Source organism: Paenibacillus cellulositrophicus, from assembly GCF_009363095.1.
GTDB classification, from domain to species: domain Bacteria; phylum Bacillota; class Bacilli; order Paenibacillales; family Paenibacillaceae; genus Paenibacillus_AQ; species Paenibacillus_AQ favisporus.
Genome location: NZ_CP045295.1, coordinates 3601608 through 3625558, shown reverse-complemented (window position 1 = coordinate 3625558; position 23951 = coordinate 3601608). Strand labels below are relative to the sequence as shown.

Below are 23951 nucleotides of genomic sequence, written 5' to 3'. Positions count from 1 at the left end.
ACATGACAAATCAAAGCAGCGAACGCCGTGCAAGCATCAGCCGCAAAACGAACGAGACCGACATTCAGCTGACGTTTGGCGTAGATGGCACTGGGGTATCCGAACTGGAAACAGATGTGCCTTTTCTGAACCATATGCTGGACCTGTTTACGAAGCACGGCCAGTTTGATTTGAAAGTGAAGGCCAAAGGCGACATCGAAATTGACGACCACCATACGGTGGAGGACATCGGCATCTGCCTCGGCCAGACGTTAAGGGAAGCCCTCGGCGATAAAAAGGGCATCAAGCGCTACGCGAACGTATTTATTCCAATGGATGAGGCGCTCGCTCAGGTCGTGATCGACGTGAGCAATCGTCCCCATTTTGAATACCGGGCGGAGTATCCTTCCAGCCAAGTCGGAAGCTTCTCCACCGAAATGGTGCATGAGTTTCTGTGGAAGCTGGCGCTGGAGGCACGCATCACGCTGCATGTCATCGTTCATTACGGCCAGAACACGCACCACATGATCGAAGCGGTGTTCAAGGCGCTGGGGCGTGCGCTGGATGAGGCGACCAGCATCGATCCACGGGTTACGGGGGTTCCATCAACGAAGGGAGTGCTGTAACCGTGACGATCGCCATTGTGGATTACGGCATGGGCAACCTGCACAGCGTCAGCAAGGCCGTCGAACGTCTCGGCACTGAGGCGCTTGTGACGGGCAACCGCGAAGCCATTCTTGGGGCTGACGGCGTCATCCTGCCCGGCGTTGGCGCGTTTGGCGACGCGATGGAGCACCTGCGCGAAACCGGGCTTGACCGGGTAGTTCGGGAGGCCGCTGAGGGCGGCAAGCCGCTGCTCGGCATCTGCCTCGGCATGCAGCTGCTGTTTGGCAGCAGCGAGGAGCATGGCCATCACGAGGGGCTCAACATCTTGCCTGGTCGGGTGGTCCGCTTCCCGGACGGGGAGCTGAAGGTGCCGCACATGGGCTGGAACCGGCTGGAGTTTGTGCAAAAGGACAGTCCGCTCTTCAGCGGCCTTACGGAGGGCCATGTGTACTTTGTCCACTCGTACCATGTGCTGCCGGACGAACCCGCCGATTTGCTGGCGGTAACGGATTACGGCCGTCCGGTGACCGCGATCGTGGGGCGGGGGTCGGTATATGGCATGCAGTTTCATCCGGAGAAGAGCGGAGAGCTGGGCGTGCAGCTGCTGCGCAGCTTTTTGCGGCTGACGGGAGCGAAGGTCTAACGCCTTCTTGACCGGCGTGGAATAACAGGAAAGCGGGGAGAACGATGTCTTCATTTATCATTTATCCGGCCATCGATATTCGCGGAGGCAAGTGCGTACGGCTGGTTCAAGGGGATTACAATCAGGAAACGGTATATAACGACAGCCCGCTCGAGGCCGCCAAGGCTTGGGAAGCACAGGGCGGTGCCTATATTCATTTGGTGGATCTGGACGGCGCCAAGGCAGGACGCCCGGTGAATGACGAGGTCATTGGAGCCATTGCCAAAGGCGTTCAAGTCCCTGTTCAAGTCGGGGGCGGACTGCGCACCCTGAATGACGTGGAGCGCCTGCTGGGCCTTGGCGTGAGCCGGGTCATTATCGGCACGGCGGCGATCGAGGACCGCGCCTTTACTGAGGCGGTGCTCGGCACTTATGGAGACCGCGTGGCGATCGGAATCGATGCGCGGAACGGTTATGTGGCGACCCGCGGCTGGCTGGAGACGTCGGAGGTTAAGGCAGAGGAACTGGCTAAAGAGCTGGCGGCCAAAGGAGCGGAAACGTTCATCTTCACCGATATCTCCCGCGACGGCATGATGCAGGGGCCGAACATCGAGGCCATCGTGTCACTGGCCAAAGCCAGCGGACGCACCGTGATCGCTTCGGGCGGCGTGACGGTCACCGAGGACCTGCTGAACCTCAGCGGACACCGCAGCGACGGCGTGGGCGGAGCTATCGTCGGAAAGGCGTTGTACACGGGCAGCATTCAGCTTGCGGATGCGCTGCGGCGAATCGCTGAACAAGGATAAGCGTGAGATAGAGAGAGCGGAAGCTCTCTTTTGCAGATATAAAGGGATAAACGGTAGTCAGACTACCATGTGAGCACGAAAAGAGAGGGAGCGAGGCCCATGCTGGCAAAACGAATCATTCCCTGCCTGGACGTTAAGGACGGCCGTGTGGTGAAGGGTGTTAATTTTGAAAATTTGCGGGACGCGGGCGATCCGGTGGAACTCGCAGCGCTGTACGACAAGGAAGGCGCGGATGAGCTGGTATTCCTGGACATTTCGGCGTCGGTGGAAGGACGCGCCACCATGGTGGAGGTCGTGCGGCAAACCGCAGGGGAAATCGCGATTCCGTTCACGGTAGGCGGCGGCATTTCCCATGTCGATGACATGAAGCGGATTCTGCGCGCAGGCGCGGACAAAATCGGCATCAACACGGCGGCTGTCCTGAATCCCCAGCTCGTAGCGGAAGGCGCGCGCCGGTTCGGCTCGCAGTGCATCGTCGTGGCCGTCGATGCCAAGTATAACGAGGCTTGGGGCGAGTGGGAGGTCTACACACACGGCGGACGCAAAGCCACTGGCATCCGGGCGCTGAACTGGGTGAAGGAAGCGGAAGCCCTCGGAGCGGGAGAGATTTTGCTGACGAGCATGGACGCTGACGGCACGAAGGACGGCTTTGACCTTCCTCTCACCGCAGCGGTCGCGGACGCTGTCCGGATTCCGGTGATCGCTTCAGGCGGAGCGGGGACGAAGGAGCATTTTGCCGAAGTCTTCACGCAGGGGAAGGCGGATGCGGGCTTGGCAGCTACCATTTTTCACTACAAGGAAATATCGATACCGGAATTAAAGCAGGACTTAAAGCAAAAAGGGGTTGAAATCCGATGAGCAGCAACACACAGCAATTCTCCCTGGAGCAGGTGCAGGAGCAAATCCGTTATGACGAGGCCGGCCTCGTACCCGCCATTATTCAGGACGCCACGACGCGTAAAGTGCTGATGATGGCTTATATGAACGAAGAATCGCTCAAGCGGTCGATCGAAACCGGGGAGACCTGGTTCTGGAGCCGCTCGCGGCAGGAGCTGTGGAACAAGGGAGCGACGTCGGGCAACACTCAGCGCATTGTGTCCGCCAGCTATGACTGCGACGGGGATACGCTGCTGTTCCTGGTCCATCCGAAGGGTCCGGCATGCCATACCGGCGAGGAAACGTGCTTTTACCGTGGCATTGCCGTTCCGGGACAGGAGCAATCGGCCGAAGGAAGACACCGCTTTGCGGTGCTGGAGGAGCTCGAGCAGGTGATCGCGGAACGCGAGAAGGAGCGTCCGGAAGGCGCGTATACGACCTATCTTTTTGACAAAGGCGTCGATAAAATTCTGAAAAAGGTCGGCGAGGAAACCGCAGAGACGATCATCGCAGCCAAAAACAAGGACAACGACGAGCTGCGCCTTGAGGTCAGCGACCTGATCTATCACCTTCTGGTGCTGCTTCAGGAACGCAAGCTGCCCCTGGATGATATCATGGCCGAGCTGGACCGCCGCCACGAGCGTCCCCGCCGGGATTAGGGGGAAACCGCTATGTACATCGATTACCATACCCACCATGTCCGGTGCGGCCACGCCGTAGGCGAGCTCGAGGAATATGTGCGCCGCGCGGTTGACATCGGGCTGGGACAGATCGGTTTGTCCGACCATATGCCGCTGCTTCATGTGGACCCGGCTTCGTATTACCCGGAGATGGCGATGCCGATGGACGAGCTTCCGCGATATGTGGAGGAGTGCCTGTCTTTGAAGGAGCGCTACCGCGGCCAAATCGACATTCGGATCGGCCTGGAGGGCGACTATATCGAGGGCTATGAGGCGGAGATTGAGAAGATCGTGAACGCATACCCTTGGGATTACATTATTGGCTCGGTGCACTTTTTGGGCGAATGGGACATTACGGATCACCGTCAGGTGCAAGGCTGGGAAGGCAAGGATGTCCTGAAGGTATACGAAACGTATTATGATGCGGTGAAAAAGGCGGCTGCCACCGGCTTTTACGACATTATGGGCCATCTGGACGTGATCAAGCGGTTCGGGTACCATCCAGGCCCCGAGGCGACTAGGGAAGTAGAAGCGCTGGAAAACGCCGCCCTTGCCGCTGTTGCGGCCAGCGGGGTGGCGATGGAGCTAAATGCGTCGGGATTGTCCAAGCCCTGCGCGGAAATGTTCCCGTCCCGGCGCATGCTGGAGGAGGCATACCGGTTGGGCATTCCGCTCACGGTGGGCTCAGACGCTCATGATCCGCTCAAGCTGGGCGAGAATCTGGAAGCCGCCCGGAACATGCTCTGGGAGGTTGGCTTCCGCGAACTCGTTGTTTTCGAAGGGCGGAAGCGCAGCCGGATTCCGTTGGAGGTATAAGCAGGCTTGTAAGTGTACGGTCTGCTGCGGCCATAGGGCCGTTTGAAGTGGCGCCAATGACAGGGACGGAAACATTTTTTCCGCCGGACTCATCGGCGCGATTTCATTCCGGGAGCGAACCGATGTATAATCTAAGTATAGAAGACGGGTTATCAGGAGGGTCGTATGCAACATAAGCTGCGTATTTTTTCCGGATCATCGAATCCTGTTCTAACTGAAAAAATTTGCGATATGCTGGGTGCGGAGCTGGGCAGCGTTAAGCTTTCCCGTTTCAAAAGCGGGGAAATCTATGTGAACTATGAGGAAAGCATCCGCAATTGCGACGTCTTCCTCGTGCAGTCCCTGTCTCACCCCATTAATGAACTATTCGTCGAGCTGCTGGTCATGATTGACGCGGCCAAGCGGGCTTCGGCCCGTACGGTGAATATTATCGTTCCTTACTACGGGTATGCCCGCCAGGAACGCAAGTCCGCACCGCGTGAACCGATTACGGCCAAAATGGTGGCGGACGTGCTGACGACGGCCGGGGCGAACCGGGTCATTACTGTTGATTTGCATGCACCTGCTATTCAGGGCTTTTTTAATATTCCCGTCGACCATCTCACGGCGCTGGACCTCATCAGCGGTCATTTGAAATCGCTTCAAATCGACCGGCCGGTCATCGTGTCGCCGGACGCCGGAAGGGCGTCCACCGCGGAGAAGCTGGCGAATCACCTCGATTCTCCGTTTGCGATCATGATCAAGAAGAGACCTGCGCATAACGAGTCCGTCATTACGCATGTTATTGGCGATGTGAAGGGACGGACGCCGATCATCATCGAGGACCTGATCGATACGGGATCGACGATCGTCAATGTGGTCGAGGGCCTGAAGGAACGCGGGGCGTCCGAGGCGATCGTATGCGCCACGCACGGCCTGTTCTCGGGCGACGCGCTGCAGCGGCTCGATCATCCCCATATCCGGGAGATCGTGGTGACGGATTCGATCGCCATCCCGGAAGCGCGGCCGGAGAAGCTGCACATCTTGACGATTGCGCCGATGCTGGCGCGGGCCACACGGATTATTATCGAGGGCGGGTCGATCGCCACTTTATTCAAGGACGCCGGGGTATAGCTGCCCCGGGGTCTTTTTGCGCTTGCGCGGGTGATGGACGCGGTCTGTTTCTTATGAATGTCCTTCGATGAACACTTTTCTTTTGATACTAGAAAGTTTAAGCTTCAGAGATGCTGGCTCCCATATATCGCAAGAAAAACTACCGCTAAACGCGGTCTGGCTTCATAGAAAATGCACCGATGTACATTTTTCTTTAGATATAAGAATGGATTAGCTTCGAAGAAACGGCTCCCTTATATCGCAAGAGAAATTTCCGCTAAACGCGGTCTGGCTTCTTAGGAAATGCACCGATGTACATTTTTCTTATAGTAGATTATGGCTTAGATGCCCCTTGCATCTTATGGTATACTGTTCTGGATAGATTGAACTTAAAGTTCGGCGTATGTACTCTCTGATTCCAGAGGGGCGAAGCGGTGGCTTCGGTTCGTTCTATCCAGCAATCAAGGAGGTGCCTTGCTTAGGAATGAACGATTATCATCTGCGGGCGGAGGACCTACACCAAAAAGTAATACCCATTCAAATGGATGCCAATTTCTTTTTTGAACGAGCGGTTCGGTCTTTGGACCGGCACCGATACGATAAGGCATTAAAATATTTTCGCAAAGCTGTTGAATATGAGCCGGAAAATCCGGTGAATCATTGCAATATGGCGGGTATATTATCAGAGATGGGCGATTATGAAGGATCAAACGCCGTTCTTGCGCACATTTTGGAGCATGTGGATGCGACCATGACAGAGTGTTACTTCTATATGGCCAACAATTACGCCAACATGGAGAACTTTGAGGAAGCGGAACGCGCACTGGTCACGTATTTGGAGGAGGACCCGGCCGGGCAATTTTTGGACGAAGCGGAAGAAATGATGGAGCTGCTTCAGTATGAGCTGAAGCGGCCGACCAAGCTGAGCCGGATCAAGAGCCGCGGGGGCATCGTGGAGCACGAGCGCGCGCGGTCCCTGATGGAAGAAGGGAAGTTTGCCCAGGCGGCCGAGCTGCTGGAAAGCATCGTGAAGGAAGACCCCGACTTTCTTGCGGCGCGCAACAATTTGTCCCTTGCTTATTATTACATGGGCTTGTTCCGCAAAGCCAAGGAGACCATCGGCGAAGTACTGTCCCTGGAGCCGGGAAATTTGCACGGACTGTGCAACCTGGCGGTTTTTTACCAGCATGAAGGGGATACTGAAGCTTTAGACGGCCTGATGAAGATGCTGGAGGTTACGGTTCCTTTTCATCAGGAACATGTATTCAAGCTTGCGACGACGATGGGGATTCTGGGCCGGCATGAAGCGGCCTACGGTCATTTCCGCCGCCTGCTGAAGGATGACGAGCTCAACGATGATCCGGGCCTCTACCATTACACAGCGGTCGCCGCTTATAATAGCGGCAGAAGCAAGGAGGCGGCCCGTTACTGGAGCACGGCCATGAAGCTGGATCCGGAATCGGGAATTCCCCGGTTTTATTTGGACCAGCTGAAGGAAGGCTTCGGCGGAAGCGTCAAGCTCAGCTATCAATATCATCTGCCCTTTGAAGAGCAGCTGAAGCGGTGGGAGAAGGACGGGGAAGGCATGTCCGAGGAAATCAAGAACAACCCGCTGATTCGGTCTTCCTTCTCCTGGGCGCTCCGGTACGGAGATTCCGGTACCAAGCTGCAGGTCATCCGGGCCTTGGCCTGGATTGCCGATGACGAAGTCAAGGAGACGCTGATGACCTTCCTCGAAGACCCGGACGTGCTGAGCGAGCTCAAAGCTGAAGCGCGTCGGGTGCTTCGGGACCTTGGGGTTGAGAGCTCCGAGCTTCCTGGCGCGGCCGTCGGAGCAGCGGCTTACCGTGAAGTGGCTGCGGGTCTGCCCAAGTGGGATGGGACGCTGCAGTCCGTCGTCGACAAGGCCCTGAAAAGCATGGAGACGGTGGCCGACCGCGCACAGAAAAACCATCTGCAGCAATTATGGCACCAGTTTATCAATAAGCTGTATCCCGAGACACTTCTCATCAGGCAGGCGGAGGGCTGGTCGGCGGCTCTGGAATACTTGACGGCCAAGAAGCACGGACGCGCCCTGACTTACCAGGAGGTGGCCCAGCGCTATGGCGTTTCGGTCTCCACGGTGAGCCGCAACGTCAAGCGGATCGACAGCGTATGTTCACTGGATGAAGAAAGCGATGATATTTTCCGGCCATTTACGGAGAATATCTAAATAGACCCATTCATTTCCGTTCGAAAAGGAGGCAATTCTCATGTACAAATCCATCGTTATCGGAACAGGACCTGCCGGCCTGACGGCCGCGATTTATCTGGCACGCGCCAACATGAAGCCGCTGGTTATCGAAGGCATGCAGCCCGGCGGACAGCTGACCACCACGACTGAGGTAGAGAACTTTCCGGGGTTCCCGGAGGGCATCATGGGCCCTGAGCTCATGGACAACATGCGCAAGCAGGCGGAACGCTTCGGCGCCGAGTTTAAAACCGGCTGGGTCAACAAAGTCGATTTCTCCAAACGCCCGTTCAAGCTATCCGTGGAAGGCATGGGAGAGATTGAGGCGGAATCCGTAATTATTTCCACAGGCGCCTCGGCCAAATACCTGGGCATTCCGGGCGAGCAGGAAAACGTCGGACGTGGAGTCAGCACATGTGCGACCTGCGACGGATTTTTCTTCCGCGGCAAAAAGATCGTCGTGATCGGCGGCGGGGACTCTGCCATGGAGGAAGCCAGCTTCCTGACCCGTTTCGGCTCCAGCGTTACGCTGGTTCACCGGAGAGAAGAGCTGAGAGCGTCCAAAATTATGCAGGACCGCGCCCGCGAGAACGAAAAGATCATCTGGTCGCTTAACCGTACGCCGCTTGAAATCGTGGCTGGTGAGCACGGCGTGAAGGGACTGAAGGTCCTCAACAATGAAACGAACAAAGAAGAGCTGATCGAAGCAGACGGCGTCTTCGTGGCGATCGGCCATACGCCGAACACCAAGTTCCTCGACGGCCAGATTACGACCGACGAAATCGGCTACATCCAGGTGAAGCCGGGAACGACCGAAACGAACATTCCAGGCGTATTCGCCTGCGGCGACGTGCAGGACGTACGCTATCGCCAAGCGATTTCCGCTGCCGGTACCGGATGCATGGCCGCCATGGACTGCGAGAAGTTCCTGGAAGGCAGCATGGTGCATGACTGGAGCGAAACGCTGTAAAGCGGATCAATACGAACATAGAAAAGGAGCCGGGGACGGCTCCTTTTTACATAAGAATGGGGGAACGGGCTGCTACCTCTGATCCTGCCGAGGAGGGTTTTCTCCTATATGTGTGCAAATTTCTGTGGATGATCTTCAGGCAGACGCTGTGCCGAACTCCACATTTATTCGACCAGGATGGAAACCGCGCTGTATGCGAGAAGCAGGCCCATCGCGACGTTAAACGGGGTCTGGTATGCTGACAGCCATCGCTGAAATATGGAGCCGAACATACTCCAACAGAAGGTACTCATTACGCTCAAGAGTGCCAGAAACAAAGAGAAGCCGATCAAGGCCAGATGGGAAGAATGGTACGGGAGAATAAAGGTGGATACGGCCGTTATGGCGTACAAAATGCCTTTGGGATTGATAAACTGCAGCAGCACCGCCGTCAGAAAGCGGTTGTTTTTGTCCTCTCTGCTGCTCGCGGCCTTCTTGTGGTGGAACATGATTTTAACGGCGAGATACAGCATGTAGGCCGCTCCAAGAATCGTCATCCACCACCGGATGCCGGGAATGAGATTTTTGAGCAGCAGATTGCAGTAACTGCACAGCAGTGCAACGACAAAAAAGCCGGCGCCAACGCCCAGACAAAATCGGATCGTTCGTCGAAAACCGTACCGGTGAGCAAACAGCATCGCCATAAAGTTGTTGGGGCCTGGGGTAAAGGTGCTTACTACAATATAGACCAGAAACGAAAATAAAGGCATCTTGGGTCTCCTCCGTTTGTATGTTATAATGTCCAAAAATTACGCTATAACGCATTTATACTTCATATTGTACATTGTGATCGTTATATTGTACACAATCGATTGGAAGAGGTGTGCCCATGGAAGAAATCAATCTGATCATCGCGCGAAATTTGAAGAGCATCCGTGACAATAAAAAGCTCAGTCTGGAAAAAGTAGCCGAGCTCACCGGGGTCAGCAAGACGATGATCGGCCAAATCGAGAGGGGCGAATCGAGCCCGACTATCACAACCATTTGGAAAATCGCCAACGGTCTCAAAATTTCGTTCACGTCGCTGATTAACCAGCCCCAGCCCGACACCAAAGTGATTCAGAAAAGCGAGGTCCAGCAGCTATCTGAAGACAACGGCAAATACCGTGTCTATCCTTATTTCCCGTTTGATGAAGAGCGGCGTTTCGAAATGTATGCGGTCGAGATCGATAAAGGAGGATTTCTCGCTTCGGAATCGCATGGTGAGGGAACGGAGGAGTACATTACGGTGTACGAGGGGGAATTGACCATCCGCGTGAACAACAGCGAGCATACCATCGGGAGCGGTGACTCGATCCGGTTCAAGGCCGACCGGCCGCATACGTACCATAATTCCGGCGGCTCGTTGACGAGATTAAGCATGGTCATCTATTATCCGGCTTGAGTCTGGAAGAAGGTGACGCGGACGCAAATCATGCTGTTCCGAAAAGAGGAGAACCCAAGCCTACACCGACGGCAAAAAGACCAGCTGCATGAGCCGGTCCCCGTTCGTCTTTTTTCAAATCATGAGGCCTTTCAGTCCTTCTTAGAGCCAACCCTTCTGTTCGGCGATCCCAATCGCTTCGATCCGGTTCTTGGCCGACAATTTGTTCAGCGTTTCGGAAATGTAGTTCCGAACGGTGCCGTGCGACAGGTGCAGGGTTGCCGCAATTTCGTTCGCTGTCCTGCCTTCCGCAATCAGCCGTAAAATGTCGCGCTCCCGCGCGGTGAGCGGGTTTTCCTGGCGGAATGAGCCAAAGACGAGTTCTGGTGAGACCTCGCGGTGACCGGCCATGACCCGCCGGATGGCTTCGGCCAGCTTCTCGCTCGGCTCATCCTTCAGCAAATATCCGCAGGCGCCTGCTTTCACGGCCCGTTCAAAATATCCCGGGCGGGCAAACGTCGTTAATATGATGATTTTACAAGCCGCCATCTGTGCCTTGAGCCTCTCGGCGACCTCAAGCCCGGTAATAACGGGCATTTCAATGTCCAATAGGCAGACATCTGGCTGTAATGACAGGATTTGGTCCAAGGCTTCCTGGCCGTCGCCGGCTTGGCCCACCACTTCCATATCCTCCTCCATATCGAGCAGCGAAGCGAGAGCGCCTCGCAGCAGACGCTGGTCTTCAGCGATCAGAATACGGATCATGCTGTTACACTCTCCTTCCCTTTAATAATAATCGGCACGGTAATGATGAGCTCGGTCCCGCCGGAAGAGGACAGCTCCAGCGTTCCGTCGATCAGCGCCAGCCGCTCGGACATGCCTTTCAGCCCATTGCCCTGGCTCGTAGACAGCCCGCTGTCCTCCAGACCGACGCCGTTGTCCCGAATGACCATCCGTACGTCGGAAGTTCCCTTCCGAATAGTAATAGCGCATGCCGTGGCCCGGCTGTGCTTGATAATATTGGTTGCTGCTTCCTTCAGGCACATGCTGAGGATGTTTTGCGTCAGATCGGGAATTCCGGTCAGTCGCGTATCCCCCTCGGATTCCAAGGTGATGTCAGCGCTGTGCAAAATCGAGCGCACTTCTTCGATCTCTTCCGCCACCGTCAAGGTCCTCATATCGGAAACCAGCTCACGTACCTGCCTTAAGGCCGCCCGGGAGGTCTCTTCCATTTCACGAGCTTCCAGCCGTGCCTTCTCCGGATCCTTGTCCGTCAGCCGCTGAACCAGCTGGCTTTTTAAGGTGAGCAAGGACAGCGTATGTCCCAGCGTATCATGAAGGTCACGGGCAATACGCAGCCGCTCCTCCTTTTTGACCAAAATTTCGATCTGCTCCCGGGCTTCGTTCAGCTGCAGCTCCAGCTGCTTTCGCAGATTCATGGAACGCATGCCGAAGGGGGTCATCAACATAATCATAATAAAGGGAACGAGCGTTAAGTAGTCCGATACGGTCAGATGACGAATGTTCCCCAGGATCGGGAGCAGGATGGACGCCACGAAGGCAGCGAAGGCGATCCTGAATTTCCGGTCATCCTGATAATTGCCGATAAAGTTGGCGGTAAAAAAGCCCATAAACGAATAAAAAGGGAGGTAGAGCAAAGACAGCGTCACAATAATAATCATCTGAACAGCAAGCCAGAAGGCTGTTAACCTTTCGGAGAAAAAGAGCTGACGATACGACACGATAAAGATCGCGATCATGGCGTAGCCGAGCACCATTTTGATGCCGCGCTCATAGGCCATATTAAACAACGGAATGACCATATACACGAGCCATACATAGGGGGAAAACCCGAGCGCTCTTGGGAAAATCTCTGTTTTTCGACGTGCCAATGGCATTACACCGCTTCCTGTTTCTTTCGTATATAGGTGGATAATACCATAAACAAGATGAGATATCCCAGCAAAATCAATACCGGCTGCCAGCTGGGGGAATGACCCGCGGCAATATCCCAGGCTCCGCTTCCGAAGTTATAGGAAGGCAGCCACTTGCCGATGCTCTGAAGGAAAGCCGGGAAGCTGTCGATCGGAAACCACATACCGCCCGCGATCGCCAGAATCATATACACCATGTTGCTGACGCCGCTGGCGGTATCGACCCTTTTCATTGTCCCCACCAGGGTACCCAGGGCCAGGAAGGGGATGGAGGCGAGCCATATCCACAGTCCGCTGCCGACCCACTGGCCAGCCGACAAATGGACGCCATTCATAAGAAAGCCTGCAGCAAAAATAACAATGATGGAGAACATGTGCATGACCATCTGGCCAAACATTTTTCCAAAGAAATAAATGCTGGAGGGCAGCGGGGTAATCCGCATAAAGACCGACCACCCGTGCGTGCGCTCCTGAACCATGCGGATGCCCAGCGTCATAATCGCCGAACCCATCACGCTGAAGGAAGTCATCGACATCAGGTAACGTGCCTGCCATTCGGAGGCGTCTTCAATGCCGGCATTCACGAGGCGGGTAAAAATGAAATAGAACACGATCGGCATCAGCAAGGACCAGAAGACGTAGTACGGATTCCGGATAATCCGCAGCATTTCGGCCCGGCACTGCATGAATAACATCTGCATTAGGAAACAGCCCCCTGTGTGTCGTCATTATGAATCATGATTTCAAAAGCGTCGTCAAGCCGGCCCTGCTGGGTCCGGATATCGTGAACCGGAAGTTGGTATCGGAAAATCGCGGCCAGCACCGTATCGGTATTGTCCGCCGTGACGGTCCAGCGTCCTTCCTGGCAGGTGCAGTCGTGGACGCCGGGAACCGGGAGCAGGCGCTCGCGGATGTGCTGTTCGGTATCGGCACTCATCAGAGCGTGGCCCTCGAGCGACCTTGTATCGGTCGTAAAGGTCACGGAGCGGCTCGTCAGCTGGGCCGTGATCGCCTGCGGCGTGCCGTCGGCGGCAATTTTTCCGCGATTGAACAGGATCACGCGGTCCGCGGCGACCTCGGCCTCCTGCAGGTAGTGCGTGGAGAAGAGGATGGTCTTGCCCCGGTCCGAGAGCGCTCCGACCTGTTCCCAAAAGGAGCGGCGTGCCGGTGTATCCAGGCCGACGGTCGGCTCGTCGAAGAACAGCAGATCGGGATTCCCCGCCAGCGCCAGCGCGAACCCGAGCCTCCGTTTCTGGCCGCCGGACAGCTTCTCCGCCCGTTTGCCCAGGTCCTCCTCGGTGAACCCGGCCAGGGCAGCCAGCTCCTCCAGTCTCATCGGCCGGGGGTAGTAGCTGCGGATCAAGGCCAGCACCTCGCGCACCTTCAGGCCGTCGATCACGCTGACATCCTGGAGCATCGCCCCGATGCGCTGCTTGACCTGCGGCTGCTTCGGGGTTTGCCCGAACAGCCGGACAGAGCCGCTCGTCGGCTCGAGAAGCCCCAGCATCATCGAGATCGTCGTCGTTTTCCCGGCTCCGTTGGGCCCCAGGACGGCCACGATGGATCCTTTATCAATCGTGAATGAAACGTCATCGACCGCCGCTTTGCTTCCAAAGCGTTTCGTGACATGCTGCAGTTCGGCAATATGTTCCATTTTGTCATTTCCTCCTATGATCAGGTGAATCCGTATTTGATTGATCTATCGTTATCATAGACGAGGGGGCATCCCTTCGTTAGTGGACTCTGTCATGGAATGAAGGTGACAAGTGTCATGTTTTTTGGCAGGGTTTTCATATAGGGGATAGGTCCGTCAAGCCTTCTGACAGAAGCGATGGACCCACTTCCGGGTAAGGCCCGCTTCTCTTGACCGGAGAGAGGGCTTCAATTATAGTTGGTACAGTAGGAGCAAACTATTATTGAGGAAAAAAGGTGGCTTGTAACATGTCTGAGCAAATCTACGTCGGTGTCGACTTGGGCGGAACGACCATTAAAGTGGGCATCTGCAATCAAGCGGGACAGCTGATTCAAACGTATGAAGGTCCCACGGAAACAGATAAAGGCGTCGATACGGTTATCAACAATATTGAGAAATATGTGCGCCATATCGTAGAGCAGTCCCCTTACAGCTGGGATCAGCTGGCGGGCGTCGGGGCCGGGGTTGCCGGATTTACGAACGTCCGTGAAGGGATCATCATCCTCGCGCCGAACGTAGGTTTCCGGGATGTACCGATTCGTTCCATTCTGGAGCAGAAGATTGGCAAGCCGATCAAAATAGATAATGACGCGAACGTGGCGGCCCTGGGCGAGGCTTGGAGCGGCGCCGGACGCGGCATCGACAACTGCGTATGCTATACGCTCGGAACTGGCGTAGGCGGCGGTATCATTATTAACGGCCGAATCTATCAAGGATTCTCCGGACTTGCCGGCGAGCTGGGACATATCTCCGTCGTACCTGATCTGGAAGCCATCCAATGCGGATGCGGCAAAATGGGCTGCGTGGAGACCGTGTCTTCCGCAACAGGCATTATCCGCATGGCCGAAGATGCGGTGGAGCGCGGGGACCGTACTTCCCTGTCGATGGTTGAGAGCATCGCGGCGAAGGAAGTCTTCGATGCGGCTAAGGCCGGCGACGAAGTAGCGCTGCGGATCGTGAACCGCGCCGCCTTCTACCTGGGCAAGTCCATGGCTGCGGTGGCGGCGATTCTGAATCCGGAAGTGTTCATTATCGGCGGCGGCGTATCCAAAGCCGGGGACATCTTGTTTAACGAAGTTCGTGAAGTCTTTGCGAAGCTGACGCCGGAACCGCTGCAGCGCGGGGTGTCGATTCTTCCTGCCGAGCTCGGAAATGATGCGGGCATCGTCGGCGCGGCCGGTTTGCTGCTCCGTTCGTAAGCAAATTCAGGAGGTCGCCCACGGGTTAAGATGAGGGGTGACCTGGGTATACCAAGTAATAACGGGCCCATATTCCACAAGGGAGGGGAAAGCTGATGCTGGAGGAGAATAATACTGCGTCGGCCATGGCCACCCTGATTATTATTACAGGCATGTCGGGGGCGGGTAAATCCTTGGCCGTACGAAGCTTGGAGGATTTGGGATTTTTCTGCGTGGATAATTTACCGCCGGTGCTCATTCCCAAATTTGCGGAACTGATTGAACAATCGAAGGGGAAAATCGCCAAGGTGGCGCTGGTCATTGACCTGCGCGGCCGCGAGTTCTTTACGGCCTTATCCGAATCATTGAGTTATATTAAGGATCATTTCACGATTCATTGCGAAATTCTGTTCCTGGAGGCCACCGATTCGGTTCTCGTGCAGCGTTACAAGGAGACCCGCCGGCGGCATCCGCTTGCGCCGGAGGGCATGCCGCTGGACGGCATCCGGCTGGAGCGCAAAATGCTGGAGGAGCTCAAGAGCTCGGCCACGGTGGTGCTCGACACGAGCAATATGAAGCCGGGACAATTGAAGGACAAAATTATCTCGAGATTTTCCCACTTGGAAAGCAATACCCTTTCGGTCAACGTAACCTCATTCGGATTTAAGTACGGTATTCCGATCGACGCCGATCTGATCTTTGACGTCCGCTTTCTTCCGAATCCCCACTATGTGGATAGCCTGCGTCCACACACCGGTCAGGACAGCGATGTGTATGACTATGTCATGAAGTGGCCTGAAACCCAGGCTTTTCTGACGAAGCTGCTGGATATGCTGCATTTCTTGATTCCCCAATACCGTAAGGAAGGCAAGAGCCAGGTGATCATCGGCATCGGCTGTACCGGCGGGAAGCACCGCTCGGTGGCGATTGCCGAGTACCTGGGCAAAATGCTGGGAGCCAGCGAGACCGAGACGGTCTCCGTCAGCCATCGGGATTCCGAACGTGATCGGCATTAAAGAGAGTGGAAGTGATGACAGTGGCAGAACAAAGAAGTGACCGTCCGCGGATCGTCGTGATGGGCGGGGGCACCGGACTGTCGGTCATGCTCCGGGGACTGAAGGAAATGCCGCTAGACATCACGGCTGTCGTCACCGTAGCAGATGATGGAGGGAGTTCGGGCATCCTTCGCAGCGAGCTGCAGATGCCCCCTCCCGGGGACATCCGGAACGTCCTGACAGCACTGGCCGACGTGGAGCCGCTGCTGTCGGAAATGCTGAGATACCGGTTCTCCAGCGGCTCGGGCCTGGCCGGGCACAGCCTGGGGAACCTGATTTTGGCGGCCATGACCGACATCAGCGGCGATTTTGTAACGGCTGTGCGCGAGCTCAGCCGCGTTTTTGCCGTGCGGGGGCGGGTGCTTCCGGCGGCGGGCGAAGCCGTAATCCTGAACGCGGAGATGGAGGACGGCACCATTGTGACCGGTGAGTCGAAAATTCCGGAAGCCGGCGGTCGGATCAAGCGAGTGTTTCTGGAGCCGGCCCATGTCGAGCCGCTTCCGGAAGCGACCGAGGCCATCCGGGAGGCGGATGCCATCCTGATCGGCCCGGGAAGTCTATATACGAGCATTCTGCCGAATCTGCTCGTTCCGAAGCTGGCCGAAGCGGTCATGTCGTCGGACGCGATCAAAATTTTCGTGTGCAACGTCATGACACAGCCCGGGGAGACGGACGGCTACACCGTAAGCGACCATCTTCAGGCGGTATATGACCATGTCGGCAAGCATCTGTTCGATTATGTCATCGTGAACAGCGGTGAAATTCCGCCCCAGGTGCAGGACAAATATGCCGAGAAGGGCGCGAAACCGGTGGAGCTCGATTACGACGAGGTCACCAGTCTTGGCTATAAGGTCATCGCCGATACGCTGGTCCTGTTCCGGACCTATCTGCGCCATGACGCCGACAAGCTGAGCCGGCATATTTACCAGCTGGTTCAAAATTGGATTAAACGAAAGAGGTGAGTCCCGTGTCGTTTGCGGCGCTGACTAAAAAAGAACTGACCATGATCGAAGCAGAGCCCTGCTGCGAAAAGGCTGAATTGTCGGCACTGATCCGGATGAACGGGGCCGTCCAGCTTTCCAATAAAAAGGTGATTCTGGATATATCGACAGAGAATGCAGCCATCGCCAGACGCATTTACACATTGATCAAAAAGCATTTCCAGGCGCATACCGAGCTTCTCGTGCGTAAAAAAATGCGTTTGAAGAAAAATAATGTGTACATCGTACGTATTCCTGCACAGGTTCAGGAAATACTGAAGGAGCTGAAGATTGTCTCCGAAGGCTTCCTGTTCACCTCGCATATCCATCCGGATTTGGTTCGCAAACCATGCTGCAAAGGGGCGTATCTGCGCGGTGCCTTTATGGCAGGGGGCTCCGTGAACAATCCGGAAGGGTCGTCATACCATCTTGAAATTGCCTCAATGTATGAGGAGCACTGCCAGGCCCTTGTAGACCTCGCCAATGAATTTCATCTGAACGCCCGTTGTATAGAGCGCAAGAAGGGGTTCATACTGTATATTAAGGAAGGCGAGAAAATCATTGAATTTTTAAGCCTGATTGGGGCCCATCAGGCCTTGTTCAAATTCGAGGACGTGCGGATCATGCGGGATATGCGGAATTCGGTCAACCGGATCGTGAACTGTGAAACCGCGAATTTGAACAAGACAATCGGGGCCGCCGTCCGGCAAATCGATAATATCAAGCTGCTCCAGAAGGAAGTGGGCCTTGATAATCTGCCGGACAAACTTCGGGAAGTGGCCGAAGTGAGATTGGCCCATCCCGATATGAACCTGAAGGAAGTCGGTGAACTGCTGAAGGGCACCGTCAGCAAATCCGGTGTGAACCACCGGCTGCGCAAGATTGACGAAATGGCCGAGAAGATTCGTGGCGGCTGAGCCTTTTTTCTTCTAGTTTCCTTCATGGTATAATGGTATAATGTTATAAAATGTGTTGTGTGTGAGCTATACAGATTGATCTAATAGGGGGTAAGTTTCCATGACAAAGCACCCGGTAGTTGTCCGTTTGAAAACGGGTCTCCATGCCAGACCGGCAGCATTGTTCGTCCAAGAAGCGAATAAGTACTCGTCTGAAATTTTCGTGGAAAAAGATGATAAAAAGGTGAATGCCAAGAGTATCATGGGAATTATGAGCCTTGCCATTAGCTCGGGTACGGAAGTAAACATCAGTGCTGAAGGTGCGGACGCAGAACAGGCTGTAACCGCTTTAGTCAACTTGGTGGGCAAAGAAGAGCTTGAAAACCAATAATAAACAATTATAGAATGGGCCCTGCGGCTGCGAATGATGCGGCGCTGAGGCCATTTTCTGCACAAAGCAGTCCGTTTCTCCTTGGGGAGGGCGGGCTGTTTTTTGCTGTCTGACGGGATCTGGGACGATTTGGCTCTTATGAAAATAAATCTGCCATCCGATATCATAGCTATAGCCGTTCATGCAAGCGGCGGCAGCGGGGAAGCCCGGATGCATTTATTTTGATAAAGAGGGGTCAACGTATGGGGAAATGGAACGGTACCACAACCAACACAGATGATGCTGAAGGATCGGGGAAAGGACGGAGGCTGACGATCGCGGAGCGGGACACGATGGGCAGAAACCGGATTCTGCTGATCGCGATTCTAATCTCCACGCTGATGGCCGTGTCCACGGTCAAGCTGGGAAGCCTCGATAATCTGACGAGTCTCAACAACTTAAGCTTCTTGATTGATTTGGTAGTTCTGCTGGTGATGGTGTACAGCCAAGTCCGGCGTAAGCTGATTCATCAGGCGGCCGTTATTGCCATTACGGGGGTGGCGCTGACGATCCTCATTCAGGCGTTGGATTCCACCAGCCCGAGCAGCTTGTTTTCCATATACTATTTGCTCGTGTTGGCGCTGATCACCTTGCGTATCGTATTAACCTCGATCACGATGCTGTACGGCTTGGGGTTGATGCTCTACCTGTGCCTGCAAAAGGCTGATGAGGTTCAGCTCGGAACCGGTTCGAAGGACGGGCCTTTAACGGTCATCATTATGTATGCGCTTGTATGCGTCATGGTGTTCCTGCTGCTGCGGGTGACCCGGTCCTTGATGAACAATATGAAAGCGGCAAGCGATCAGACCGAGCGGCTGCTGGCCGAGCAGAAGGAACAAAAGGAACACGTGCTGGGCAGCGTGGCTGCGGTGACCGGCAGCATCGACGACCTGACGCAGGCGGTCGAGGATAATACCGCCTCGTTCCAGCAGATGAACGTCGCCTTTCAGGAAATATCGGGCGGGGCATCATCCCAGGTGGATTCCACCTATGCCATTAACGAGTCCATTAAGCAGATGAACGAGATGATCAAGCAGATGTCCAACTCGACGGAAACGCTGCTGAGCCAGACAGGTACGGCGAACCGGCTGTCGGAATCCGGCAAGGACAAAGTGGAGCAGCTGAACGAAGCGATTATCGAATTTAAGGAAGAAATCGGCGCCATGTCGCAGGATATCCAAAGCTTGACCGGGAAGGTGCAGGAAACGACGCAGTTCAGCCAGACCATTCAGGAGATTGCGAACCAGACCAACCTGTTGTCGCTGAACGCCAGTATCGAGGCGGCACGGGCAGGCGAGCATGGCCAAGGCTTTGCTGTGGTCGCAAGGGAAATCCGCAAGCTGGCGGAGAATGCCTCGGACTCGGCGGAGAAAATTTCGCTCCAACTTCACAGCTTCTCCGAGCTGATGAGCGACACCCTGATGCGGATGGATCAGGTTGCGGAGCGGATGCAGAAGAGCAGCGAGATGACGCATGAGACGTACGAAGCCTTTGAATCCATTAAAGAATCGGTTGCCGGACTGCTGCAGATTTCCGACGGATACCGCGGATTGCTTCAAGAAGTGGAGACGTTCTCGGGTTCCATTGACGAGTCCACTTCGCATCTCGCGTCGGTGAACGAGCAAACGTCGGCGACGCTGCAGGAATTGTCGGCTACATTGCAGTCCCTCCTCGGCAACAATGAGCAGAGCCTGGCCGGCATTAAGGAAGCGCAGAGCCACTTGAAATCGATCGTCAGCTGACCGTTTCATAGGCAGAAGATTATTTTTCTAACATGTGCAACATTTAACAGTCCCCTACGTCTAGTAGACAAATACAGTTGGAAGGTGAGGGCGGCCGCGCAGGCCGTTTGACTTACAGGCTGCGTCCGTGCTTGCGCTTTCGGCTATATGGATACACTGGAAGTATATAAAGGGAGGCTGAAGGTAATGAAAACATGGCTGAAACCGGTAGGTTCCGTGCTGATCGCAGGAGCGCTCTTGGCTGGAGGCGCGGGCGTCACCGGACTGGGTGGCTCGACCACCGTCTATGCGGACCAGGATGTACAGCGCAATGTCATCAATGTTGTAGGCAAGGGTGAGATTTCGGTCAAGCCGGATATCGCATACTTGTCGATCGGTGTGGACTCGCAGGCGGCAACGGCACAAAGCGCGCAAAAGGCAACGGCAGACAAAATCCAAAAGATCACCGCGCTGCTGAAGACGACGTGGAAAATCGAAGACAAAGATATCAAGAGCACCACGTTCTATGTGCAGCCGAACTACACCTACAACGAGAAGGACGGACAAAAAGTGACGGGCTATACGGCTCACCATACGCTGCAGGTATCGTACCGCGACCTGTCCAAGGTTGGACAGCTGCTTGACGCCGCTTCCGGTGCGGGTGCCAACAACATTGAAAGCGTACAGTTCTCTGTTGAGAACCGCGACCAGTATGAGGCACAAGTGATTGAGAAAGCGATGGCTAACGCTGATCTGAAAGCAGGCGCAATTGCCAAGGCCGCCAAGCGTCAGCTGGGAGTCGTCCTGGTCGTAAGCCAAGGCGATGCACAGAACCCGATCATCTATGCCGAATCTTCCATGGCTAAAATGGATACGGCCGGCACCGCCGACAACGCTACTTCGGTTGAGCCTGGAGAAGTAAAAGTATCGACGCAGCTGAGCGTGCAGTACGAAATGAAATAAGCATGGGCTGATTTGGTCCGAGCCAAGCCGCCGTTTCGGGGACAGACGTCCCTTGAAGCGGCGGCTTTTTGCGCAGATGTGGGTCCCGATCCCCCCTTTTCCAGCGGGAAAACGTAGAAAGGTATTGTACCAAGGGTCAAAAAACGTTATAGTGAATATGCGAAAATTTGTACATGCAGCAACAGTTGTAGACAACTTCCGTTGATCGTAACGGAGAAAAAATAATTTACCGAAAAAGCCATACCCATGGATATGGCTTTTTTCTTAGTAATGGATAAGGGGTTGATGCATATGATTGAACTTGTCCAGATTGAGAAGCAATTTGAAGGACAAGTTGTCGTGCATCCGCTGTCACTGAACATTGAAGAAGGGGAATTCCTGACTCTGCTCGGGCCTAGCGGCTGCGGTAAGACGACCATACTACGCATGATTGCCGGATTCGAACAGCCGACTCACGGCGAGATTATCCTGGAAGGGCAGAACGTCACGAAGCTTCCGCCTAACCAGCGGGATTTGAACCTGGTGTTCCAGCACTACGCGCTGTTCCCGCATATGACCGTGGGAGACAATATCGCCTTCGGTTTGAAAATGAAAAAGCTGCCCCAGGCAGAGCAAAAAGCACGGGTTGCTGAAGCCGTCCAGATGACGCAGCTAACCGCGCTTACTTCGCGTTATCCGCATCAGCTGTCCGGCGGACAGCAGCAGCGCGTGGCCATCGCGAGGGCGATCGCGAACAAGCCCAAAGTGCTCCTCCTCGACGAGCCGCTGGGCGCGCTCGACCTGCAGCTGCGCAAGAGTCTGCAGTCTGAGCTGAAGCATCTGCAGCGCTCGCTGGGCATTACCTTTGTGTATGTCACGCACGACCAGGAGGAAGCAATGATGCTGTCCGACAGGATCGTGATCATGAATAGCGGCAAAGTCGAGCAGATCGGCACGCCGAAGGACATCTATGCCGCGCCGAAGACGCTTTTCGCCGCGACCTTCGTCGGGGAGAACAATATTTTCAGTTCCGGTTCGGAGCTGTTTGCCGTACGGCCGGAGAAGCTGCGTCCAAAACGGGAAACCGAAGGGGTCCGCAAGACCGGAGTCATTCAGGATGTGCTGTATCTTGGCAACGTTCATAAGCTAACCGTTCAGCTTGATGGCGAACCGATGATGGTGACGATCGCTCTGGACTTCGAAGATGAGATCGTTTGGAAGGTTGGGCAGCGGATCGGGGTGGACTGGAATCCGCGGGATGAGGTGGTCATCGGGGCATGAGACGATCCAAGCTGCTGATTACGCCGGTTCTGCTGTGGCTGGCACTGTTTCTGCTCGTCCCGATGGTGATCGTCGTGGTCATGTCATTGATGAGCCGCGACACACTGGGCAATGTTGTCTTTCATTTCTCGCTGAACGGGTATAAAACCTTTTTTGACTCTTTGTATCTCGGCATCTATTGGGATACGTTAGTGCTGTCGGTGGTGACGACCGTCGTATGCTTGTTGGTCAGCTACCCGCTCGCTTATTTCATCGCCAATGCCTCTCCCAGGGTGCAGACCTGGGGACTGGTGCTGATCACGATTCCGTTCTGGATCAACTTCTTGATCCGGACGTACGCCTGGGTGCTGCTGCTGCGCACGCAGGGTGTGGTGAATACGCTGCTGATCCATTTTGGATGGATTCAGGAGCCGCTGCAAATGCTGTATACCAAAGGCGCGGTGCTGCTTGGCATGGTCTACAACTTCATTCCGTTCATGGTGCTGCCGATTTACGTCGCACTGGAACAGATGGACAAGCGGCTGCTGGATGCGGCCAGCGACCTGGGGGCTACCCGCTGGAAAGCGTTCCGGCACATCACGCTGCCGCAGAGCAAGTCCGGGATCATGACCGGCTGCGTCTTGGTCTATGTCTCCACGACGGGGATGTTTGTCGTCACGGATATTCTTGGCGGGGCCAAGTCGACGATGATCAGCAACATCATCCAGCAGCAGTATCTGGGGGCGCGCAACTGGCCGTTCGGCTCGGCGCTGTCCGTGATTTTCGTCATCACGTCCCTCATTCTGATCCTGCTGTTTAACCGCGCGATGCAGTCCCGGGCGGACCGTGCGAAGGAGGGGAGAGCATGAAGAGAAAAAGTCATCCCCTGCTGGGGATTCACTCCGTGCTGATGATGATCTTTATTTATGTACCGATCCTGCTGATTATTATTTATTCATTTAATAACACGAGGCTCAGCGGGGACTGGGAAGGGTTTACGTTCGACTGGTACGCCTCGCTGATGACCGATGACCACGTGCTTGAAGCGCTCATGAACAGCTTGACTGTCGGGATCGTATCCACGATCGTAGCGACGCTGCTTGGAACCGTGGGAGCCTTGTCCCTGCGGGGGCTTGGCCGGCGATGGAAGGGCAGCATGAACGGGCTCATGTACTTGCCCGTCATTATTCCCGATATCATCATGGGGCTGTCGCTGCTGGTGCTGTTCAACCAGATGCATGTCCCGCTGGGTAAAGCGACGGTCATCATCGCCCATATCACGTTCAGCATGTCGTACGTCTATGTCGTGGTGACGGCCCGCCTTGCGGGAATGGGCAAGCAGCTGGAGGAGGCGGCCGCCGACCTTGGCGCCACCCCTTGGCAGACGTTCCGCCATGTGACGTGGCCGCAAATTTTCCCGGGCGTCATCTCGGGGGCGCTGATCGCGTTTACGATGTCGCTGGACGACTTTATGGTCAGCTTCTTCGTAGCCGGGCCAAGCTCGACTACGCTGCCGATTTACATCTACGGCCAGGTGAAGCGGGGAATCTCGCCGGAAATTAACGCACTCTGTACGCTGCTGATCGTGGTTAGCGTCGTGCTGATTTTGCTGGCGCAGTTTTTCCTCAACCGCGGCAAGGGCCAGAAGAAGCATAAAATGCTGCCGATTTAACGCAGCTGCTAGATATTGAACTATTGATGGAACTATTGATTGAGCTAAAGGATATGGACTACATGCTATAAGGAGAAAGAGAGGAGATATGTTACTGTGAAAAGAAAGGGT

25 protein-coding genes are annotated in these 23951 nt (G+C 55.1%); 20 read left to right on the top strand and 5 right to left on the bottom strand.

All coding sequences use genetic code 11. From position 1 onward, the window contains the following. Positions 1-2 precede the first annotated feature (2 nt). The 9 genes from hisB to trxB all read left to right on the top strand — a co-directional run bounded on the left by hisB (position 3) and on the right by trxB (position 8677). Positions 3-605, top strand: coding sequence for an imidazoleglycerol-phosphate dehydratase HisB (hisB, locus tag GCU45_RS16180; RefSeq protein ID WP_089549412.1), 603 nt, complete (start codon positions 3-5; stop codon positions 603-605). Between the two features lie 2 nt (positions 606-607). Then, on the top strand, positions 608-1228 hold the full coding sequence (gene hisH / locus GCU45_RS16175) for an imidazole glycerol phosphate synthase subunit HisH (protein ID WP_152399656.1): 621 nt from the start codon (positions 608-610) through the stop codon (positions 1226-1228). Positions 1229-1272: 44 nt separating this feature from the next. Further along, entirely contained in the window at positions 1273-2013 is a 741-nt protein-coding gene (gene hisA, locus GCU45_RS16170) for a 1-(5-phosphoribosyl)-5-[(5-phosphoribosylamino)methylideneamino]imidazole-4-carboxamide isomerase (protein ID WP_152399655.1), read from the top strand. 99 nt (positions 2014-2112) lie between these two features. Next, positions 2113-2871: an imidazole glycerol phosphate synthase subunit HisF gene (gene hisF / locus GCU45_RS16165; RefSeq protein WP_076173187.1), complete on the top strand. Its 759-nt coding sequence runs from the start codon at positions 2113-2115 to the stop codon at positions 2869-2871. Further along, the gene (gene hisIE, locus GCU45_RS16160) at positions 2868-3548 is read left to right on the top strand and encodes a bifunctional phosphoribosyl-AMP cyclohydrolase/phosphoribosyl-ATP diphosphatase HisIE (protein WP_152399654.1); all 681 of its coding nucleotides are present in this window, start codon (positions 2868-2870) and stop codon (positions 3546-3548) included. Before hisF ends, hisIE begins: the two co-directional genes overlap by 4 nt. A 12-nt stretch (positions 3549-3560) precedes the next feature. Further along, entirely contained in the window at positions 3561-4385 is an 825-nt protein-coding gene (gene hisJ, locus GCU45_RS16155; RefSeq protein ID WP_152399653.1) for a histidinol-phosphatase HisJ, read from the top strand. A gap of 165 nt (positions 4386-4550) precedes the next feature. After that, positions 4551-5498, top strand: coding sequence for a ribose-phosphate diphosphokinase (locus GCU45_RS16150; protein WP_105445120.1), 948 nt, complete (start codon positions 4551-4553; stop codon positions 5496-5498). Positions 5499-5961: 463 nt separating this feature from the next. Further along, positions 5962-7689 carry a tetratricopeptide repeat protein gene (locus tag GCU45_RS16145; protein ID WP_152399652.1) on the top strand — a complete coding sequence of 576 codons (1728 nt, stop codon included), beginning with the start codon at positions 5962-5964 and terminating at the stop codon, positions 7687-7689. 40 nt (positions 7690-7729) lie between these two features. Further along, positions 7730-8677, top strand: a complete 948-nt coding sequence (gene trxB, locus GCU45_RS16140; protein WP_105445122.1) for a thioredoxin-disulfide reductase — start codon at positions 7730-7732, stop codon at positions 8675-8677. Positions 8678-8841: 164 nt separating this feature from the next. Here the strand turns inward: trxB and GCU45_RS16135 are convergent, their stop codons facing one another. Beyond that, the gene (locus GCU45_RS16135) at positions 8842-9426 is read right to left on the bottom strand and encodes a LysE family transporter (RefSeq protein WP_145027370.1); all 585 of its coding nucleotides are present in this window, start codon (positions 9424-9426) and stop codon (positions 8842-8844) included. A 119-nt stretch (positions 9427-9545) separates the two neighbouring features. Between GCU45_RS16135 and GCU45_RS16130 the strand changes: the two genes are divergently transcribed. Next, complete coding sequence (locus GCU45_RS16130) at positions 9546-10100, top strand: helix-turn-helix domain-containing protein (protein ID WP_076173180.1); 555 nt, start codon at positions 9546-9548, stop codon at positions 10098-10100. 141 nt (positions 10101-10241) lie between these two features. On the opposite strand, the gene GCU45_RS16125 is transcribed toward GCU45_RS16130, so the two are convergent. From GCU45_RS16125 to GCU45_RS16110, 4 genes are read right to left on the bottom strand one after another with little or no spacing between them, the layout of a single operon-like run. After that, a complete protein-coding gene (locus tag GCU45_RS16125; RefSeq protein WP_076173179.1) occupies positions 10242-10844 on the bottom strand; it encodes a response regulator transcription factor in 603 nt (200 codons plus the stop codon). Beyond that, a complete protein-coding gene (locus tag GCU45_RS16120) occupies positions 10841-11977 on the bottom strand; it encodes a sensor histidine kinase (protein ID WP_167527154.1) in 1137 nt (378 codons plus the stop codon). Before GCU45_RS16120 ends, GCU45_RS16125 begins: the two co-directional genes overlap by 4 nt. Next, positions 11977-12714 (bottom strand): ABC transporter permease, encoded by a 738-nt coding sequence (locus GCU45_RS16115; RefSeq protein ID WP_152399651.1) that lies wholly within the window; start codon positions 12712-12714, stop codon positions 11977-11979. Before GCU45_RS16115 ends, GCU45_RS16120 begins: the two co-directional genes overlap by 1 nt. Continuing rightward, positions 12714-13667, bottom strand: coding sequence for an ABC transporter ATP-binding protein (locus GCU45_RS16110; RefSeq protein WP_152399650.1), 954 nt, complete (start codon positions 13665-13667; stop codon positions 12714-12716). Before GCU45_RS16110 ends, GCU45_RS16115 begins: the two co-directional genes overlap by 1 nt. A gap of 287 nt (positions 13668-13954) precedes the next feature. On the opposite strand from GCU45_RS16110, the gene GCU45_RS16105 reads away from it, so the two are divergent. From GCU45_RS16105 to GCU45_RS16060, 10 genes are all read left to right on the top strand, one after another. Beyond that, on the top strand, positions 13955-14905 hold the full coding sequence (locus GCU45_RS16105) for an ROK family glucokinase (protein ID WP_152399649.1): 951 nt from the start codon (positions 13955-13957) through the stop codon (positions 14903-14905). A gap of 95 nt (positions 14906-15000) precedes the next feature. Next, positions 15001-15900, top strand: coding sequence for an RNase adapter RapZ (gene rapZ, locus GCU45_RS16100; RefSeq protein WP_152399648.1), 900 nt, complete (start codon positions 15001-15003; stop codon positions 15898-15900). A 14-nt stretch (positions 15901-15914) separates the two neighbouring features. After that, positions 15915-16901 (top strand): gluconeogenesis factor YvcK family protein, encoded by a 987-nt coding sequence (locus GCU45_RS16095; protein ID WP_076173173.1) that lies wholly within the window; start codon positions 15915-15917, stop codon positions 16899-16901. A 5-nt stretch (positions 16902-16906) separates the two neighbouring features. Continuing rightward, complete coding sequence (gene whiA, locus GCU45_RS16090; protein ID WP_116233099.1) at positions 16907-17836, top strand: DNA-binding protein WhiA; 930 nt, start codon at positions 16907-16909, stop codon at positions 17834-17836. 100 nt (positions 17837-17936) lie between these two features. After that, on the top strand, positions 17937-18206 hold the full coding sequence (locus tag GCU45_RS16085; RefSeq protein WP_076173171.1) for an HPr family phosphocarrier protein: 270 nt from the start codon (positions 17937-17939) through the stop codon (positions 18204-18206). A gap of 242 nt (positions 18207-18448) precedes the next feature. Then, on the top strand, positions 18449-19987 hold the full coding sequence (locus tag GCU45_RS16080) for a methyl-accepting chemotaxis protein (protein ID WP_152399647.1): 1539 nt from the start codon (positions 18449-18451) through the stop codon (positions 19985-19987). 186 nt (positions 19988-20173) lie between these two features. Next, positions 20174-20929: an SIMPL domain-containing protein gene (locus GCU45_RS16075; protein WP_152399646.1), complete on the top strand. Its 756-nt coding sequence runs from the start codon at positions 20174-20176 to the stop codon at positions 20927-20929. 285 nt (positions 20930-21214) lie between these two features. After that, the gene (locus tag GCU45_RS16070) at positions 21215-22189 is read left to right on the top strand and encodes an ABC transporter ATP-binding protein (RefSeq protein WP_280117387.1); all 975 of its coding nucleotides are present in this window, start codon (positions 21215-21217) and stop codon (positions 22187-22189) included. After that, complete coding sequence (locus GCU45_RS16065) at positions 22186-23037, top strand: ABC transporter permease (protein ID WP_105445130.1); 852 nt, start codon at positions 22186-22188, stop codon at positions 23035-23037. Before GCU45_RS16070 ends, GCU45_RS16065 begins: the two co-directional genes overlap by 4 nt. Further along, positions 23034-23840, top strand: coding sequence for an ABC transporter permease (locus GCU45_RS16060; protein ID WP_076173166.1), 807 nt, complete (start codon positions 23034-23036; stop codon positions 23838-23840). Before GCU45_RS16065 ends, GCU45_RS16060 begins: the two co-directional genes overlap by 4 nt. Positions 23841-23951: the final 111 nt, after the last annotated feature.

Coding starts and splice junctions, on each gene's coding strand:
- GCU45_RS16125 (WP_076173179.1), bottom strand. CDS start 10,844: ATGATCCGTATTCTGATCGCTGAAGACCAGCGTCTGCTGCGAGGCGCT.
- GCU45_RS16085 (WP_076173171.1), top strand. CDS start 17,937: ATGACAAAGCACCCGGTAGTTGTCCGTTTGAAAACGGGTCTCCATGCC.
- GCU45_RS16120 (WP_167527154.1), bottom strand. CDS start 11,977: ATGCCATTGGCACGTCGAAAAACAGAGATTTTCCCAAGAGCGCTCGGG.
- GCU45_RS16075 (WP_152399646.1), top strand. CDS start 20,174: ATGAAAACATGGCTGAAACCGGTAGGTTCCGTGCTGATCGCAGGAGCG.
- GCU45_RS16065 (WP_105445130.1), top strand. CDS start 22,186: ATGAGACGATCCAAGCTGCTGATTACGCCGGTTCTGCTGTGGCTGGCA.
- GCU45_RS16060 (WP_076173166.1), top strand. CDS start 23,034: ATGAAGAGAAAAAGTCATCCCCTGCTGGGGATTCACTCCGTGCTGATG.
- GCU45_RS16145 (WP_152399652.1), top strand. CDS start 5,962: ATGAACGATTATCATCTGCGGGCGGAGGACCTACACCAAAAAGTAATA.
- trxB (WP_105445122.1), top strand. CDS start 7,730: ATGTACAAATCCATCGTTATCGGAACAGGACCTGCCGGCCTGACGGCC.
- GCU45_RS16110 (WP_152399650.1), bottom strand. CDS start 13,667: ATGGAACATATTGCCGAACTGCAGCATGTCACGAAACGCTTTGGAAGC.
- GCU45_RS16130 (WP_076173180.1), top strand. CDS start 9,546: ATGGAAGAAATCAATCTGATCATCGCGCGAAATTTGAAGAGCATCCGT.
- GCU45_RS16105 (WP_152399649.1), top strand. CDS start 13,955: ATGTCTGAGCAAATCTACGTCGGTGTCGACTTGGGCGGAACGACCATT.
- hisJ (WP_152399653.1), top strand. CDS start 3,561: ATGTACATCGATTACCATACCCACCATGTCCGGTGCGGCCACGCCGTA.
- hisF (WP_076173187.1), top strand. CDS start 2,113: ATGCTGGCAAAACGAATCATTCCCTGCCTGGACGTTAAGGACGGCCGT.
- GCU45_RS16080 (WP_152399647.1), top strand. CDS start 18,449: ATGGGGAAATGGAACGGTACCACAACCAACACAGATGATGCTGAAGGA.
- hisB (WP_089549412.1), top strand. CDS start 3: ATGACAAATCAAAGCAGCGAACGCCGTGCAAGCATCAGCCGCAAAACG.
- GCU45_RS16095 (WP_076173173.1), top strand. CDS start 15,915: ATGACAGTGGCAGAACAAAGAAGTGACCGTCCGCGGATCGTCGTGATG.
- rapZ (WP_152399648.1), top strand. CDS start 15,001: ATGCTGGAGGAGAATAATACTGCGTCGGCCATGGCCACCCTGATTATT.
- GCU45_RS16135 (WP_145027370.1), bottom strand. CDS start 9,426: ATGCCTTTATTTTCGTTTCTGGTCTATATTGTAGTAAGCACCTTTACC.
- GCU45_RS16150 (WP_105445120.1), top strand. CDS start 4,551: ATGCAACATAAGCTGCGTATTTTTTCCGGATCATCGAATCCTGTTCTA.
- GCU45_RS16070 (WP_280117387.1), top strand. CDS start 21,215: ATGCATATGATTGAACTTGTCCAGATTGAGAAGCAATTTGAAGGACAA.
- hisIE (WP_152399654.1), top strand. CDS start 2,868: ATGAGCAGCAACACACAGCAATTCTCCCTGGAGCAGGTGCAGGAGCAA.
- GCU45_RS16115 (WP_152399651.1), bottom strand. CDS start 12,714: ATGCAGATGTTATTCATGCAGTGCCGGGCCGAAATGCTGCGGATTATC.
- hisA (WP_152399655.1), top strand. CDS start 1,273: ATGTCTTCATTTATCATTTATCCGGCCATCGATATTCGCGGAGGCAAG.